Here is a 17,151-nt window from a genome sequence, read left to right as displayed (position 1 = left end):
CATGCCCGAGCAGACATCCTCGATTTCAGTCAGCGTCGCCCAGCCTGTTGCAAGCAACGGTTATCTAGTCGACTCTGAACAAATCGCGACGCCTTTCGCAGCAAGGGTTTGAGGCAGAAAGAGGTTGATGCAATTGCAGGAACCTGGCACATTAAAGGCGAAATCCTGCAAATTCTGTCGAGGTCTGGATGGGTCCGAAGACACCGGTAAGCGAAGGCGATTTCTTCCGGCAACCACTGCGCGAGCAGATCAACCTGAAGCATTCCTTGGTGAGGCTGGCTGATCTGATCCGGTGGGACCAGCTGGATCGGGCGATGAGTGAGAGCTTTCGCTCGCATCGCGGGCGTCCTGCCACAAGTACGCGGTTGATCGCGGGCCTGCTGTACCTGCAGCATGCCTTCGGCCTGTCGGATGAGGAAGTCGTGTGGCAATGGGTTGAAAATCCATACTGGCAGGTTTTTACGGGCGAAACGTACCTGCAGACGAAGCCACCGGTTGATCCGTCGAGCCTCACGCGCTGGCGCGCGAGGCTGGGTGAGGCCGGCGTAGAGGAGTTGCTGGCCGAGACGATCGAGGCGGCACGGCGCGCGGATGTGATCAAGGCCAGCAGTGCGAAGCGGGTGATTGTCGATACGACGGTGGCAGAAAAGGCCATCGCACATCCGACTGACTCGCGTCTGCTTGAGCGTTGCCGGGAGCATCTGGTTAAAGCAGCCGCGCGTCACGGGTTGAAGCTACGGCAAAACTACAATCGCGAGGCGCCACGCCTGGCTGCCCAGATTGGCAGGTATGCGCACGCGAAGCAGTTCCGGCGCATGAAGAAATCCCTGCGCACGTTGCGCTCGCGCGTGGGCCGTGTGATGCGCGATGTCCAGCGGCAGCTGGATCAGGTTGACGAGGCTGCACGCGCGACGCTGGGTGAACTGATCAACCGTACGAAGCGCATCCTGACGCAGAAGCCGAAAGACAAAAACAAGCTGTACGCCTTGCATGCGCCCGAGGTGGAGTGCCTGTCCAAAGGCAAAGCGCGCAAGCCGTACGAATTTGGTGTGAAAGTGTCGATCGTCACGACACACCGTGAAGGGCTGGTGGTGGGCATGCGTTCGATGCCGGGCAATCCGTACGATGGGCATACGCTGGAAGAAGCGCTTGAACAGGCGCACATTCTGAGTGAGGTAAAGCCTGAGACAGTCTTCGTTGATCGGGGCTATCGGGGCGTTGACATCGAAGGCGTCAAGATCTGGCATCCAGGATTGCGCCGCGGTGTGACGCGAGCGTTGCGTGTGATGATCCGGCGGCGCAGCGCCATTGAGCCAGCTATTGGACACATGAAGAGCGACGGCAAGCTCGGGCGTAACTGGTTGAAGGGTGCTCTGGGTGATGCGCTGCACGCTGTCCTGTGCGGTGCAGGTCACAATCTGCGCCTGATCCTCAGGAAGCTGAGGTTTATTTGTGCGCTCATTCTCGCGATGCTCTATGCAGCCTCTGCGCCGGCGAGTTAGGCAGTTAAACGGACAAGGTAACCGCAGGCGTTACGATGCCGCCTGACAATGGCGACATCGTTCAACCTTGGCGCCAGAAGAAGCCGAAAATGAATTGTTCAGGGGCGACTATCTATTCGCGGCAGCCTTGTTGACGATGGTTGAGTTGGAGTGATCCGACTTCACAATGATCGTTGCATTGTTGAGTTTTGCATTTGGTCCGATATTAACGCTATCAACACTTGCGCCGCCATCGGTTGTGCCTTGAATGATACGGTGATTATTACCAGAAATGCCTTTTGTGATCGCCCTGTTTGCGCGATTTGTTGCGTTCGCGACAAAGAATTGCGAATTGGTTAGCGGCTTCACATCTTTCTGTTGCTGGGTTAGTTGCGACATATATTGACCATATGTATTGCCATCCGCCAAAGAAAAGTCGGAGGATGCCAGCAATATCAATGCGATGAGTGCCTGATAAGGTAACCGAATCATTTTAGATGCACAGGATGAAATGGGAGTTTCGACATATTGAAAGGGCCGTGCGACCCCGGCACATACCCCTTTGCATGAATGGTATCGATCTATTTCCCTTTTCCTACGGCAATCGAATTCTGCATTCCTGTACCGCTAATTGTGTTGGTGCCGCCATTGAGATCGATAGTATTTGTCGAGCCATGTTTAGTGTCGTTAACCAGAATTGAATTTTGGGTCGCGGTTCCGCCGACACTAACGCTTCCAGAATTCATAAACGTGCTCACATCTCCTTTGCCTACGATTTTGTTGTCAATCGTGTTATTCGTGCCCTTTTGCTTTATCGTATTGGTGGTGTCTGCGAATACCATGTTTGAAAACATGGCAAAGATGCCAAACGAAACAAGAACTCTAAAGAACTTCATGGCAAACCTCTCTTTCATGATTTCGGACTGAATCCCGAGAAGATATAAAGGACGGCGGCAGCATGGCACGACACTCCTGGAGGACGTTATCCGCCTTGATGTCAGAGGCTCTTCTAGTTAATGGCAGAGCCCCCGCAACGCTGGTGCGGATAATCAGATCCATAACGGGCGCTGCATCAGCGAGATGGGCGGAAAGCCACCGGGCATAAACATTTACTGCGGCGTCGCGACATCAATGTCACAACGTCATTGCAGTGTATTTGCATGTACTCGTTTTGCAAATGAAATGACTAGTAGGATTCCTCATACATTTCATTTAAAAAATGGCACGCTCTCTTCGAATAGTGGTCGCTTCAGGATTCGGAAAATACCGTACGCCAGAAGCCTTGGGAGCCTTATTCCGCTTGCCTTGGCCCGCATGGTGCGTTCCAAGGGAGATATTGATCAGATGCGTAACGCGTAAGTGTGATGGGTTTTACGTGTTGTGCATCGCGGCTATCGTCCTTTAAATTCCGAAGGTGGCAGACAGACTACCCACCCTGTCATCTCCACCGATCTCCCTCTGATCAATACCCTTCGGTCTAGTTTCACTATCATCCCTCGCGCGCGCGAGATCCATCGAACGGCCCTCGCGAGCCGCTTATCCCGGATCGCCGAGTCAACCGGCTTCACCGATTTCGAGAATGTCCGGCTTGATCCCATCCGCATGATCGACTGCGGTGGCGAATCCCACCAGTTCCATTTCCAGCTCCGGCTGCTGGGCGACCGGGTCGCCCTTGACGCCTTTGAGCTTCGCGGCGACATTCCCACCGACTACCGGTTCCAGCCGGACGCATCGAATGGGACGAGTCGCAGGATGGACACTTGCCACTCGTGGTGGTCGACGGCAAGGAGGTCTCGTGGAACGATCTAGGGCGAATGCTGATGAGCATGGAAGGATGGCAGTTCAGGCTTGATATCGCTGATCCGAGCGAAGAGCTTTGAGTTGCGGTGCCGACGCCGCGTAACTGCTTTTGCGCGCGGCCTATAGGCGTGCGTACTGTCGTTGCCCCAATGCGGCCTCATTGATCGCGCGCGCCAGGGCGGGCGACGGAATCCATTGGCCTCCTTGCGCGATGAATCGAGCCGTCGCGTCGACGACCGGTGGGTGGCTCTCATTGGCGGATGAAGCGATGACAGGCGCTACGGCCGACTCCACGAGGGCAAATTGCTGGTTTTCGAAGCGGTCTGGGTCGAGTCGACCTTCGGCATCGAAAGCAAGAACCGAATATGTGGCTCTAATAACGCGCACCGGCTCGCTGGCCACCAGTTCAACGACCACGTTGGCCATTCGCGCCCGTTGCCCCGCAAAAGCGGGCAAACGGTGACTGGCCGGATCTCGAAGCATGCGGTCGAACTTGCTGGTTGACAGCCGCCAGAGGGTATCGTCAGGGGCGACGAGAAACGTTCGAGACGAGAATCCCATAATTGCGCCCCTTTGCCTCACATCAGCTGAGAGGTCAGGCTCGGCACATGCACCCGTGCAAGCGTTGTCACGTTAAGGTCTTCGAGACGCAAGTGGGCACAGAACGTACATTTGCTCAGAAATCGGACGGATCTTGGGTAAGCCCAGTGAAGCGATGCCATCCGGCAAAGCGTGCGGCGAGCTGTTTGCGATAGAGTGATGCACGCAGTAAATGTCGCTTGAGCGCGAAGTGCTGGCGAATCGGTCCGAAGCTCGATAAGAACGCTTGTGTGCGATCAGGATCGCGGAAACCACGCATCCGGCGCTCGCGCTCACGCGTGGGTTGATGGTTATTTTCGGCACGGTTGTTCACCCGAGCGCTGGCTTTGACGAAGACGTGTTTGATGTTTGCCAGTTCGGGAATTTCGGCCTTCGCGGCCGGATAGCTGCGCAACTGATCGGTGACAATCCTTCGCGGCGCGTCGGGACAGGCGGCCAGCACGCGTTTGAAGAAGTACTTTGCTGCGGCCTTATCGCGATGTTTCTGCAGCAGGATGTCGAGTTCGGCGCCGTGTTGGTCGACTGCCCGCCAGAGCAGATAAGGCTCACCGCGCAACGTAACGAAGACTTCGTCAAGATGCCATGTGCTGCCGGGTTTGCGGCGAGCCGCCTTGACGCGATGTGCGAAGCCCGCGCCGAATTTATCGCACCAGCGGCGGATCGTCTCGTAACTGACGATGACACCGCGCTCGAATAGCAGCTCTTCAATATCACGCAGGCTGAGTTGGAACCGGAAGTACCACCGAACCGCGTGGCTAATGACCGTCGCCGGGAACCGATGGCCGTGATAAAGCGATTTTGTCTTCTTCATCGCGACATCTTACGTGACCACCTCGCCAACGTGACAGAGCCTAGCGATGGGCCAGGGCCAGTGTCACCGGCGAGTCGATTGCTTCTGGTGGCACGGGTTCGAGGTTATGTTCCATGCTTGGAAGAGACGGCAAGCGGCGCTTCGGCCGGGTCGAACGGAGAAACCGTCTTGCCGCTCATGATGAAATGGGCCAGCCGCCGTTCGGCCTTGACCAGATCTCCCGCACGCGCCCTCGCAAGCTGCGAGTCGTGAAGCTGAAGAACCACTTCCAGCGTCGCCACGGCCGACGGCTCGAGTTGCCACGTGCCTTTTTCATCGGCGCGCCTGATGGCTGCTTCGAGACCGGCCTCCGCCATGCGGTACAGATCGGGCGACACCGGCATGTAGCCCATTTCGCCGAGGTAGAACGTAAGGTAGACCGCGCGGGTCAACTCATTCACGAGATGCGACGTCCCGTCGGTACTGGCACACGCTGCAAGCGCCAGATGATACCCCAACGAAATGTCATTAACCCGGGCTTGCGAGAGCGGGAGGAGCGCATTTTTCGAGAGAACAACCCGGCGCTTTCCAGAGCGTCCACTGTGTTTCGAGCGAGGCATCGTAAGGGCTTCGTGAGTTGACTCCGTGACATTGCTGACCGTCGTGCGGACATATCCGCTTTCTCCGACCCAGGCACGTCAGGTGAGAACATTCAGGATAGCAAACCTGGATATTTTCACAGATCCGCACCGAACGCGAGCAAAGTTTTCCTGGGACACCGCATTAACAGGAAGATCACTGATCTGCTACCAGTCGACTTATGATCAACCGGCCCTTGAGGCCGTCTTTGACTCACCCGTCAGGCGTGCGGCGCAAAGCGAAGAGCCAGGGCATCAAGCTGATCCGTCGATCACCCCGCACGGGCTCTCCAGATAAGCGGCACACACAACGTGCAGCTAGCGAGATTGCCGAGCCCTCACCACCAGGCATGCGACACCGGGCCCAGGCGATCTTGCGTATTGAGCCGTCGCAGTTATGATCGGACTGACGGATCAATCCGCACCATGATGCCGCGCGAAACAGGGAACCCTGCTGATCGCGTGACTTCCTTCGAGGAGGCGGCATCTGGGCGGTCGTGCCAGGCACCAGGCCTCACACCGCGACGAAAGAACGGCATCATCTTCGCTCCGCGCAGTCATGACGCGCGACGCCGAGGTTCCGCATTAAAGGGGAGGGGCAACACGTATGAGAAAAGGAACTGCCGCGAACAGAAGCCAGGCATTTTCGCGTCCGGCGCGCCTGCTAAAAATCGCTTCCTGGACTATCGCGATCGCCTTTGCGATCTTTCTGAACATGTTGGGCTCACTCGTGATCCGCGATCTGATGTACGCGCCGCGTGGCGGTCCACCGGATCCCTCGCAGTTCAGCGAGGCGGCAACCTCGCAGCTCGAAGCGCAGATCCGTGATGTCCAGCTTCAGCGGGATGCACTCAACGACCGGATCGAGACCACTCGCATTGCTCACGACCGGGCAAGCAAGCTGTATATCGAGGCGCGGGACAGTTTCAGGAACTGGATTGCGACCAGGCAGGCCACCGGGGATAGCCGCAACGATCCGGAATTGCTTGCGCGGACACAGAGGCTCGACGAACTTCAGGCGAGCGTCGCGGGTTGGCAAAGCCAGCAGAATGCCCTCTCCGATGAGACCCGGCCTATCGATGCGCGTCTGAACCAGCTGCGCATCGAGATCGCGGCCGCAAGGCAGGCCGCCGGGAAGCGCTACGAGGCGGCGAGCCGTCATTACGAACTCGTCGTGTTCGGGTGGCGTCTTGCGTTGACGCTCCCGCTTCTTCTCGTTGCCATATGGCTGTTCATCCGGTTTCGCAAGCACAGGTACTGGCCGTTCGTGTACGGCTTTGGCCTCTTCGCGCTGACGGCGTTCTTCGTCGAGCTTGTCCCGTATCTGCCCAGTTTCGGGGGATATGTACGCGTGCTGGTGGGTGTCGCGCTCACCGTCTTCGCCGGGGTCTACACGCTCCGCGCGTTCCAGAAATATGTCGAGCGAAAACGCGCGGAACTGGAACAGAGCCAAATGGAACGCGCGCAGAGCGTCGATTACGAAAAGGCGCTCAGCACATACCCGAAGAAGTTATGCCCCTCGTGCGACAAACCGTGGCATCTTGGCGGCGAGCAGGTCTCGTACTGCATCCATTGCGGTTTGAATCTTTTCAAGGTCTGCGCCTGCGGCGGCCGCAACTTTGCCTTTTTCCCGTTCTGCAACCAGTGCGGCGAGCCCGTTACGGATCCTGCCCAACTCCGTTCCGCAGGATCCGGCGAGCGTCCGCCAGAGAGTGACTGAAACAACCGCCTTCGCAACCCTGACCGCATACCCCTGGGCCTCATTCCTCCTTGCGAGATTGACGGCTTTCCTTTATCCCGACCGGGGCAGCAACGTCGCAGCGGACGTCGAAAGACTTGAACAGGCCTTCACGATTCCAGCAGGGGAAGCTCACGCGCTCTGTCTTCCGAAGCACGGCTAAAGACGCGCGTCAGGACGGGACCGATCGATCATCAGTTCTTGGTCCGCTGCAACCGGCTGGGCACGACCACCTGGTTTGGCCAAACCGCCTAAGGCAGTTACGCGACCAGACATCTACGGTCCCGCGCAATTGGACAAAGCGGGCGCACCCGTTTCTTCGTCGCCGGACGCAAAGAGCGCCGATCAGACATTGCAGAGCATTGCCCTTGCCGACACGCCGTCTGTCGCACAGTGACGCGTGCGATTCACGCTCGGACTGCGCTGCGCTGCCTGCGCGTCGAGACCAACAACTTTGCCGTCTCGGGTGCGACGGCTGATCATTACGATCGGAGCGCGACGACACCTACGTTCGCGCTCGTCGTTCGCCTACTCGACAAGCTGTCGTCACATTGCCCATGTCGCGGATGACCTCGTAAGCACCAGGATTCTGCAAACGAACAAGGGGAGTACCAGGATCTGACGGTCACGCGCGTTCGTAAATCAGCATCGAACGTTCAAATAGTGCAGCATGGATCGTCGGCGTTTCCTCCGGACCGCCATACCATTCCAACTGGACCTCCATTGGCAGGAGCGCTTCGATTGCTTTCTGCAGGCGAGGTTTTTCGAACATGAAGGTCGTCCATGCCGACGAATCGCCCGCCAGTGTCTGCACCTCAACGGCGATGTCGATATCGCTGTCGGAGCGCTCGGTGCCGCGCACGCGACTGCCGAACAGCCAAACCTTGAGCAAAAGCTCCTCCGTTTTGGCCCATGCGAGGACGACGTCGCGAATTTCGTTGATATCCATAAGATCCGGTCAATACTCCAACTTGTGCGTTACCTATCCCTGAGATTCATCGATCGCCTCGAAACCATCGTACATAGACAGCGAACGTCTCGGGTATGCAGCCGACAGTTCGTCCACGTCAAGCGTATGCCGGTCGAGACGAAATTTGCCGTTGACTTCATGCATCACATGGAACGCAACGGGCATATCACGGTCGGCGAGCATACGCGCGACCGTGTGCATGATGGTGGAGGGACATCGCATTCCGAATGTAACGTCAACGAGTTCAAGCGGCGAATCGCGCGAGCCCCGGTTTCCGAGCAATCGCCACTCTTTCTCGTATTTCCAGTCGGGCGCTTTTCGTAGCAGCACCGCGTCATTGACGGCTTGCCGCGCCTGATCGTCGTGCTGAAGCACCATCTTCGCGACCTCACTTGCACGCACGTTCCGGTCGCCATCATATTGAACCTGATGGAGCGAGGATTGTGCTTCTTTCGGCACGGCGTATCCGATGCAAAGACCACGGTGCTGCGCGCCGTAGTGACTCCACATCAAGGGGCAATCATATCGTGACGCCAACGACAGGATTCCCTTGTCATACTGCATCAGTAGCTCGCGTTCGATCTCGTGCGCCAGCAGAATCGAAAGGATATTCGGCTCATCGCCATATTCAGGATCAGTAGCCGCATACCGCAACTGATCGATAGCCCGGACACCGGCGTCTAGGCTATGTTTGTCGATATGAGCCATCGTCTTCGGACCACGATAGTGCACCGTGCGCGCGCCCGCCTGCATCTCTTTTGCGACGCGGAGCCGGACCAGCTCCTGGACGGTACGTTCCAACGTCGGAACATCGCAGTCTGGCTCAACACGTGGTTTTGTATCAAGGGGATCGTTAAACGTGCTGGGGTCAGCGAAATAGACTTCGTCTGCGCATAAAAGCTGGACCGTCCGTTCGTCGAATGGACGGTACTTGAAATAGACTGGCTGCATTACTTTTATCATTGCCATTTTCGTCCAGCGAATCGGTTGCTACGGATTGCATTGAGTGTCGATGTTCTTCAATCACCGCGGCCGTTTTCCTGCAGGGCGAAAACCTGACGCGCGTCGCCATGGGCGTCCGGCTGGGCGTTTATGTCGCTCACGCCGCGTTCCCGCCAAAATTTGTCTGCGTCTGTTCCTCGCCGATCGCATGCCACAGCGGTGCCACGGCTGCGCGCGCCAGCTCAAGGGGCGGGGTACGGAAGTCCTCGATATACACGGGTGCAGCGCGCAGTTCCCTGAGATGACCGGGAATGACCGGCGTCTCCGGCCACTGGCCGTCCGGGCGCTGGAAACCGACGCGCTGGCCAGCGACCTCGAGCAGGGTCACGAACAGATAGGCCGGCGGGGGTACGTCAAGTGCCGCGATTGCGCGCACGATGGCGGGCAGGCTGTGCTCGACCAATGGCAGTTCGTACTGCGCGGGCGCGAGCACGGAAATGGCTGGCTTGCCGAGCTGACGGGCGGTCACCGCGCCGGCGAGTTCAATGCTTCCATCGTGAAAAAGCTGCGCGAAACCTGGTCCGGGGGCCGCGCCGTCGATGCGCGGCGGACAGATCACCCCTTCATAGTTGACCACTGGCGGACGTAGCGGATGTCCCGCCGGTTTTGCCCACTGCAGTTCGTTGGCCGCAGCCTTGAGCGAGTCGAGCGCGATGGACTCGCGGCGCGTAAGCGCAGCCAGCGGCAGCAGATGCACGACGAACAGCGGGCCGCGTTCCAGAAGAAGCGGAGCGATACGCTCACGCAGGACGGCCAGCCGCTGGTCGCGCCAGGCGAGCGCCCGGTCCGCGAGCGAGCCGGCGAACGCAAAGGCCGTGCGAATAGCGTGGATATCCATGGTTTCCTTGCCGCCGGAGTGCCGGAGGTAGAAGTGGTTATTGCGCCGCACACGGTGTGGCGCGTTGGGGCTCATTGCGACGCGCAGCACGACGACATGGCCGCCGGCTGCAAGCGGCACGGCCTGGTGCAGGAGGCCGCCACTGACGCGCGGCTCGATCGCGTCGCGCAGTGAGTTCGTGAGCTTGAGCAGCTCATCATCGAGATTGGGCAGGATGACGGGCACGACCTCGTCGGCAACGCCGTCGGCTTCGCGGATGCCGAACACCAGGTCCCCGCCGACCGTGTTGGCGAAGGCGCAGACGTCCTCGGCAAGCGCCTGCCGGCCGTCTTTCGACAGGTCGAGCTGCACCTTGTAGTCGAGTGTACGACTTTCCCGGATCTCGTCGTCGATCAGCTGGCGGACGACCGTTTCATCGGTTTCTTCGAGCCTGGCAAACGGGATCATGATGGTCTAGACCGGGAAAAAGAATGCGAGCTTGAACAGGCAGACCAGCATCGCGAGGGCGGACAGTGTGTACGGCACAGCAACGTCCACGCCGACGCGCGAGCTGACGGCAGCCCGAACAATGCAAAGAAGAATCACGCGCGCGCGTACTCGCGCCGGAAATGAAAATCCCGGCATGTGTCCGCCCGAACGGCCATATACGCCCGACGTCCATTCGACCTCGAACGTGATGCCAGCGCGGCCCTGCCACCAACTCTGGTTCGCTTCATTCTCCGGGCTCGCGGTCAGACTTCTTATGCGGCGCGCATTACCGTCTCGTTGCATCCTGGTTACGATCTCGCCATCGATAAAAGCATCGAAATCCTGAAACCACGGTACGCGTTGTCCGTGCAGGAAGTACCGGCGCACCGCCGTGGCAACCTGTTGTGTGACCACCTGGTAGCGTATTCGTTTGAATTCGTCGACGATCTGAAACCATTCGTCGAGTGTTTCATTGGCGAAGCGGTAACGCAGGAACAGGTAGCACAGCACAATCGCCAGTGCCAGCCACACATTGAATGGGCTCACCTGGCCGACCTCGGCGAAGCCGAGCAGCGTGCCGGTCGGCCGGAAAGACAGGTTAAAAAAAGCGATCGCGAGAATCGCGGCCGCAAGCACCACCACATTGCGGCGCAGCTTGTCGGGGGTGTCGTCCATCGTTGGTTCTTGTTGATGTGCTTAGCGTGAGGTCGCCGGAGCCGGGGCGGCCGCCCCAGCTGGCGGCACAAGCGTACCTGAAAACTCGACGACCGTACGACGGTAACGTCTGCAGACGGAACAAAGAGACTATAAAAACGGATGTAAAAATGAATCTGCCTGTGACAGAATCCGCCCATCTTCGGCCTTCGCACACCGTGACGGTTGACTCACGTGCGCCCCCTCCATGATCGATTCCACAGCCGACGCAGCAGTCCGCGATGCGCTATTTGAGCACAAGATGTTCAGTGCCCACGCAGGCGGCGCCTCCTATTCGCTCGAACACATCCGGCAACTCGAGGGAACGTGGCAATACGAAGCCGAGGCGATCCGCTCGGCGCTGGCAAGCATGAAGGCCGACGGGTTAGTGAGCACCGGCGGATCAACCTGGCAGGCCACGCGCGCCGGGTTGATCGCGCGCGAGATGCGCTGGCAGCAGCGCGGGCTACGGCACCCGGCGCTGTTGTCCGGGACAACGGATTGTCGTGACCTGATGATCGCTCTGATCGCAAGCGGTGGGGAAGAGCACGAAGGGGGCTTCGCCGAGCAGGGGCTGGCCCAGCGCGCCTTGGGTGTGTATCTTTTCGGTGTTGGCGAATCGGAATGCAACGCCCTGCTGGATCGACTGTTGGCCGATGGTGTAGCGCGACGCATTGATCACGGCATCGGGAACTGGCCCGCCAGACTGCTGCTGTCGGCAGATGGTCGGCGACTTTACGCACAGGCTATCGTCCCGCGACTCGGCCTCCGGCCACCTGCGACCATTCTCGCAGCGCTCGAGCCTGAGCGACTGCCCTTCGACGACCTGGGACTTGACGCAACGCTGGCCGACAACCTGCGCTTTCGCTGGGAGGAAGCGGAGCGCTGTGTCGGCGCGCGGGCGTGGCTCGCCGCATGCGCGCTGTATGGCTCGATCCTTGAGGTGATCCTGGTCGGCTGGCTGGAGCGCGATCTTGCGTCCGCCATGCGAGCAGTCAGTACGCCGCGTGACCGGGCAGGGCACGCGAAGCCACTCGAACGGTGGACGCTCGCGGAGCTCATCACGGTTGCGACGGAGCTCGATTACCTTGACGCCGGCCACGCGAGACATGCACAGGCTCTGCGAGAGTCGCGCAACCTTATTCATCCGCATAAGCAGATCCGCGAGCGCAGCAACCCGGACGGCCATCTCGCGTCGATTTCGCAGCAGGTAGTTCGTGCGGTTCTTGACGCGCTTGCGCGGACGACCTTGGCACGCAGCACCTCGTGACGTTCATTTACGCATCACCGAAACCGCCGGCACGTCCCGTATCGACTGGGTCAACACGAACGACACACGATCAACAGCGCGCTCGACGCGCTGCATGCGGATTTTCCGCCGGATGATACCCGGCTTCTGGACGGGCTGACTGCCGCGGTGCGCCGCCGCCAAACGCTTCTATGGCGCGACCGCGGATGGCAGCCGCCGCTTAACGTCGCACTTCAGGACGAGATGCAACGCCGGCTCAGCCCGGTCTTCATGCAGGCTTGCGTGCGCGGTTGCCGGCGCAAGAGTGTAACGGAAACGCCGCTCGCTGCGCGCGCAGAACCATCAGGCACGCGAGCACGACGATCATCTGGAACGCCGGCCGCGGTACACAAGAAAAACTGAAATAATTGCGGTCGCACGTTCAACCAACTGTCGCCTGGGTGGAAGTGGCGCGCAGGAACAATCGGCGGATATGCATTAGCGGCGACGCGCATGCATGCTCAAGAAGAAACCCACAAGAGGCTCCGGGTCGCTATATGAAATGGATAACTGCAAACGATCTGGCCGACTGGTCCAGGCGACTCGATGCGCGCGCTGCGCTTGTCGACATGGTCGGGGATCTGATCCGCGCCAGCGTTCCGAACGCTAATCACTTCCGTTTCCCGGGCGGCGACAAGGCGCAGGTGCGTGGCTTCGACGGTGATCTGGAGTGTGATGTGGAGGCCCCGTTTGTACCCGCTGGAGAATCCAAATGGGAGTTCGGCGTCTCGCTGGGCGTCGGAAAGGCAAGGGGCGACTACAACAAGCGGACCGGGGCCACGACAGAAGCGGTCCGTCAGTCCAATACGCTAGTCCTGGTCAACCTGCATACCTGGGACAGCTCAAAGCCGGATGACCAGCTGGACGCATGGACGCGAAACCGGGTACGCGAAGGGCAGTGGCGTAACGTTCGTTACATCGACGGCGCGCAGCTCGAGCACTGGCTGGACCTGCATCCGGCTGTCGCGGCTCGTTACGCCCGCGGGGTACTCCGCCTGGCTCCGCCGACCGGAGCGCAGAGCATTGACGAATTCTGGGAGTCATATAGCAGTCGATACAAGCCGGCGTTGACGGAGGCCGTACTCCTCTGCGACCGGGAGCAGCAGGCGGCCGCCCTCATCGAGAGGCTCGGCGGCCTGGCGCAGACCATTCTCTATGGCAGCGAATCGGCAGATGACGTGATTGCATTTGCCGTTGCCGCAATCCGGTCAGCGCCTGCGGAAACGCGACACCTGCTCGAAGCGCGGACGATCATTGTCGAGAGTACGGAGGCGGCACGATTTCTCGCGACGAAACAGGGGCTGGTCTATCTGACGAGGGGAGACGCGAACGCGCACGCAGGGATGCTTGGAAAGTGCGGCCCGACACTTTCGGCTGCAACGGGCGTTCAGGCGCGTAACGCGGAGAAGCTTGTCCGGCCCAGTGCCACGTCGCTCGGCAAGGCGCTTGAGACAATGGGATTTCAGCCCGAAGAAGCCTACCAGCGGGCGCGGGATTGTGCCCGTTCACTGACAATACTCCGTCGGCTGATTGCAAATGGCCCGTCCCCGGAGCCTGGGTGGGTCGCGCATCGTGACGCGCTGCTCCCGGCCGTTCTCGCCGGCGGCTGGAGTACGGGTTCCAAGCTTGACAAGGATGTGCTCCGGCAACTTGCGGCAAGAGCGGCCTATGCGGATTTCGAGCGGGGCATCCGCCCAACCCTCGAGCTGTCTGACCCACCCATCGATCGGGTTCAGGAAGTCTGGCAGACACGCTCGCCCATCGATGCGTTTCCCTATTTCACGCATCTGATGGGGGAAGTTGAATTCGAGCGACTTCGTGAGGCTGCGCTGGCGGTCCTGAGTCGCCCTGTCCACGAACCTTCCGCCGACGAGAGGTTCGAGCTGAACTATCAGGCGCCGCAGGACTACAGTTCCTGGCTACGTGACGGGCTTGCGAACACGATGGTGCTCATCGCGACCGCCCCGGATGCCTACGGGCTGGACGTCCCGGGTCAGACACCACAAGAGTTCGTCGACGAAATCATACGTCAGCTGCCCGAATGGGGCAGAAGCCATCGTTCATTGCGCGTGCTGCGGGATCTGTTGCCGACCATTGCGGAGGCGGCCCCCATCCCTTTTCTCGACGCCCTCGAGGTGATGCTTGAGGGCGACACCGAGATCGCGAACGTGTTTTCCCGGTCGGACGGGCTGTTCGAGCCGACGAGCCTGCACGTCCATATTCTTTTCGCCCTTGAGTTGCTTGCGTGGGATCCTGCACTGCTGGCGCGAGTGGGACTGGTCCTCGCCAGGCTAGCCAGGCTGGACCCCGGCGGCAAGCTGACAAACCGTCCGATCAACTCGCTTCGCTCCATCCTTCTGTCGTGGGCGCCGAACACCTACGCGACGCTCGACCAGCGCCTCTCGTGCATCGACCAGATCGTGTCGGCCGAACCGGAGGTGGGCTGGACGCTGCTTGCAGGTTTGCTGCCCAGACCGCATGACACAACCAGCCCCACGAGGAAGCCGGCACTTCGCGATGTGATGCCAAGGCATCCCGAAATCATTACATTCGGTGTGGTCTGGCGGGCCAATACCGCGATGATCGCGCGGGCAATTGACCAGGCCGAAGACGTCGAGGGCCGCCTGCTGACCCTTATCCATGCATTGCCCTCCATGGCTGAAGTCGACAGGCCGAAGGTCATCGAACGGCTGGGTTCCTATCTTGCATCCCGCCCGTTTGACGCAGGAAGGGCCGTCTGGGACGCGCTGCGGGATCTGGTGAATCGTCACGAGGCACTGGCCGAGATGGACTGGACGTTGAGCGACGAACAACTGGCGCCCATCCGCGATATCGTCGAGCGGCATTCACCCGACGATCCGATCGAGGAGTTCGCGTGGCTTTTCGATGACTCGATTCTAGCCATCAGGCGACCAGGAGATCTGAAGACCGAGGCCATAGGACCGGCGCGTGTGCGTGCGATACGTGCCATCCTGGCCGGGCACGGTGCCGACGCTGTGGTACGACTGGCCACACGAACGAAGCCATATCTTGTCGCCGAGGCATTCGCGGAAATTGAAGAGCCCGTGGGCTTCTTCCGCGATCTCGTAGAACTTGCGCTGACCGAACTGCACGAGCACAAGGGCTTCGCCGGGATGCTCTCTGCGATCGCGTTGCAGCAGCATGGCGGTGCCTGGGAGGAAACAGTGCGGACGCTCGCCGAAACCAGCACCCTTGACGTCGCGGCGCTCGCCCGACTGCTGGTTCACTGGCCGAATTCCCCGGCGACCTGGCAGATGGCGCGGTCGCTTGGCAAGGAAGTCGAAAATGCATACTGGCAAAGTATTGGCACCCTACCGGCGGAGGGGCCGACCGGCGAGCTGCTGTATGCGATCAACAGATTCCGTGAGGTCGGTCGACCTTTCGACGTGTTTGGCGCCGCCTATAGACGGCTTACCGAGCTACCCGGCCAACTCATACTCTCGCTGCTTGACGAAAGCATCAAGACGATCAACGCGCATCCGCAGCGCGACGGCACCATGCTCGCTTATCACGTGCAGAGGGCATTTGAAATACTGGGTGACAAGACCGACGTGACAATGGAAGAAGTCGCGCGGCGGGAATACGCCTACCTTCCGCTTCTCGATCAGCGAAAGGAAAACGGGTTGTTATTGCACAGGTTTATGGCTCAAACCCCGGACTTCTATTTCGAGGTCTTTTGCAACGTGTTTGGGAGTGCCGATGAAGAGCGCACCGAGCCGACTCAAGCCGAACGCGACCTGGCCCATCTGTCTTACGAGCTTCTCGCCTCATTTCACATATTGCCGGGAACAACTGCCGACGGTGTTGACGAACACGCACTCGCCACCTGGATCAGCGACGTTCGCAAGGCAGGGCATAGCACCGGACGGGGCGATATCGGCGACCAGTACATTGGCAGGCTGCTCGCGCACTGCCAGGCCGATCCGAATGATGGTATTTGGCCGCACTCTGCTGTCCGGCGCACGATTGAATCGCTACAGGAAGAGCAGGTGGAAACGGGTATAGTGACCGAACGTTACAACATGCGAGGGGTTGTCAGGCGATCGTTCGGCGAGGGCGGTGGCCAGGAGCGAGAAATTGCTGAACGGTATCGCCGGTGGGCACAGGGACTGTCCGGATGTCCGCGGACCGTGGCGATGCTGAACCGCATGGCCGACGATTGGGAGCGCGAGGCGAAATGGGAAGATACCCGCGCGGAACAGGAGAAGCTAAAGCGCTGATGAAAGTGAATATGCCAGATGCGCCCGCATTAGCGCCACGGTGACAGAAGCAGCGCTCCTGGCGACATTGCTCACCAGCGCGCAAATGCGCAAAGCCGGGCCGTCTCTCTTTCCAACACGTGAAGACCTCGCACCAGGCCACTGCGGCAACAGCCGCCTCCCGAGCCTGACACTCAAATGACAAAGGCGAGGGTGGTCAGCGTGCAGTTCGCTGCAGCGCTCTCCCACGCCGTTTTCGCAAACAGCCGTCGACGACTCTCTCGTCAGTGACATCGGAAGGCGCCTGCGCGGCCGCCCATCGTCGGCACCTGTACTGGAGCGCCCGTCGGCGACCGTAACGCAAGCTGTCGTAACGATTTCTGTGGATGCACTCTCGGTGCGCTTGGTGCCCTCCGAACGTCGGCAGGATCTGAAGAAGTCGAACCGCGTCGCTCGCCGACGCGCGAAAACGCTCCCGCGGACCTGTCCGATGCCGATGATGGAATTCGCTCGGAAATGGCACCTGGTCATCCATGCGTTCGTTTTCTGACGCCAATCGTTCAGAAAAGACGCAAACGCCATTTCCGAACGATTTCTGTCGAGTATCCGGAACGATTTTAGTAAA

The 17,151-nt window shown here is 59.6% G+C and carries 15 protein-coding genes; 6 read left to right on the top strand and 9 right to left on the bottom strand.

The genetic code is table 11. The features are described 5' to 3' along the window. The first annotated feature begins 188 nt into the window (after positions 1–188). Positions 189–1,502, top strand: coding sequence for an IS5 family transposase (locus tag FRZ40_RS29995; RefSeq protein WP_147233505.1), 1,314 nt, complete (start codon positions 189–191; stop codon positions 1,500–1,502). A gap of 108 nt (positions 1,503–1,610) precedes the next feature. Here the strand turns inward: FRZ40_RS29995 and FRZ40_RS29990 are convergent, their stop codons facing one another. Next, the gene (locus FRZ40_RS29990; RefSeq protein WP_147236521.1) at positions 1,611–1,973 is read right to left on the bottom strand and encodes a hypothetical protein; all 363 of its coding nucleotides are present in this window, start codon (positions 1,971–1,973) and stop codon (positions 1,611–1,613) included. 89 nt (positions 1,974–2,062) lie between these two features. Next, complete coding sequence (locus FRZ40_RS29985) at positions 2,063–2,395, bottom strand: hypothetical protein (RefSeq protein WP_147236520.1); 333 nt, start codon at positions 2,393–2,395, stop codon at positions 2,063–2,065. A gap of 688 nt (positions 2,396–3,083) precedes the next feature. On the opposite strand from FRZ40_RS29985, the gene FRZ40_RS46215 reads away from it, so the two are divergent. Then, positions 3,084–3,290, top strand: a complete 207-nt coding sequence (locus FRZ40_RS46215) for a DUF7686 domain-containing protein (protein WP_420873901.1) — start codon at positions 3,084–3,086, stop codon at positions 3,288–3,290. After that, positions 3,251–3,361, top strand: a complete 111-nt coding sequence (locus FRZ40_RS46210) for a DUF7713 domain-containing protein (RefSeq protein ID WP_420873900.1) — start codon at positions 3,251–3,253, stop codon at positions 3,359–3,361. Before FRZ40_RS46215 ends, FRZ40_RS46210 begins: the two co-directional genes overlap by 40 nt. Before the next feature lie 40 nt (positions 3,362–3,401). On the opposite strand, the gene FRZ40_RS29975 is transcribed toward FRZ40_RS46210, so the two are convergent. The 3 genes from FRZ40_RS29975 to FRZ40_RS29965 form a co-directional block, all read right to left on the bottom strand. Next, positions 3,402–3,707: a hypothetical protein gene (locus FRZ40_RS29975; protein WP_147236519.1), complete on the bottom strand. Its 306-nt coding sequence runs from the start codon at positions 3,705–3,707 to the stop codon at positions 3,402–3,404. A 250-nt stretch (positions 3,708–3,957) separates the two neighbouring features. Further along, positions 3,958–4,692 (bottom strand): IS6 family transposase, encoded by a 735-nt coding sequence (locus FRZ40_RS29970; RefSeq protein WP_147236518.1) that lies wholly within the window; start codon positions 4,690–4,692, stop codon positions 3,958–3,960. Between the two features lie 104 nt (positions 4,693–4,796). Then, entirely contained in the window at positions 4,797–5,132 is a 336-nt protein-coding gene (locus FRZ40_RS29965; RefSeq protein ID WP_147236517.1) for a hypothetical protein, read from the bottom strand. A gap of 784 nt (positions 5,133–5,916) precedes the next feature. On the opposite strand from FRZ40_RS29965, the gene FRZ40_RS29960 reads away from it, so the two are divergent. Continuing rightward, positions 5,917–7,029 (top strand): zinc ribbon domain-containing protein, encoded by a 1,113-nt coding sequence (locus tag FRZ40_RS29960; protein WP_147236516.1) that lies wholly within the window; start codon positions 5,917–5,919, stop codon positions 7,027–7,029. 643 nt (positions 7,030–7,672) lie between these two features. Here the strand turns inward: FRZ40_RS29960 and FRZ40_RS29955 are convergent. From FRZ40_RS29955 to FRZ40_RS29940, 4 genes are all read right to left on the bottom strand, one after another. Beyond that, positions 7,673–7,996 (bottom strand): nucleotidyltransferase family protein, encoded by a 324-nt coding sequence (locus tag FRZ40_RS29955; protein WP_147236515.1) that lies wholly within the window; start codon positions 7,994–7,996, stop codon positions 7,673–7,675. Positions 7,997–8,029: 33 nt separating this feature from the next. After that, complete coding sequence (locus FRZ40_RS29950; protein WP_240057318.1) at positions 8,030–8,968, bottom strand: DUF2971 domain-containing protein; 939 nt, start codon at positions 8,966–8,968, stop codon at positions 8,030–8,032. 148 nt (positions 8,969–9,116) lie between these two features. Next, positions 9,117–10,304: an AlbA family DNA-binding domain-containing protein gene (locus FRZ40_RS29945; protein WP_147236513.1), complete on the bottom strand. Its 1,188-nt coding sequence runs from the start codon at positions 10,302–10,304 to the stop codon at positions 9,117–9,119. Between the two features lie 6 nt (positions 10,305–10,310). Continuing rightward, positions 10,311–11,000, bottom strand: a complete 690-nt coding sequence (locus FRZ40_RS29940; RefSeq protein ID WP_147236512.1) for a hypothetical protein — start codon at positions 10,998–11,000, stop codon at positions 10,311–10,313. Positions 11,001–11,226: 226 nt separating this feature from the next. On the opposite strand from FRZ40_RS29940, the gene FRZ40_RS29935 reads away from it, so the two are divergent. Continuing rightward, the gene (locus tag FRZ40_RS29935) at positions 11,227–12,288 is read left to right on the top strand and encodes a hypothetical protein (protein ID WP_147236511.1); all 1,062 of its coding nucleotides are present in this window, start codon (positions 11,227–11,229) and stop codon (positions 12,286–12,288) included. A 515-nt stretch (positions 12,289–12,803) separates the two neighbouring features. Beyond that, on the top strand, positions 12,804–16,547 hold the full coding sequence (locus tag FRZ40_RS29930) for a hypothetical protein (protein WP_147236510.1): 3,744 nt from the start codon (positions 12,804–12,806) through the stop codon (positions 16,545–16,547). Positions 16,548–17,151 lie beyond the last annotated feature (604 nt).

Origin of the sequence: Paraburkholderia azotifigens, assembly GCF_007995085.1 — a bacterium.
In the GTDB taxonomy this organism is placed as follows: Bacteria; Pseudomonadota; Gammaproteobacteria; order Burkholderiales; family Burkholderiaceae; genus Paraburkholderia; species Paraburkholderia azotifigens.
This window is presented reverse-complemented; position numbering and strand designations above follow the sequence as displayed.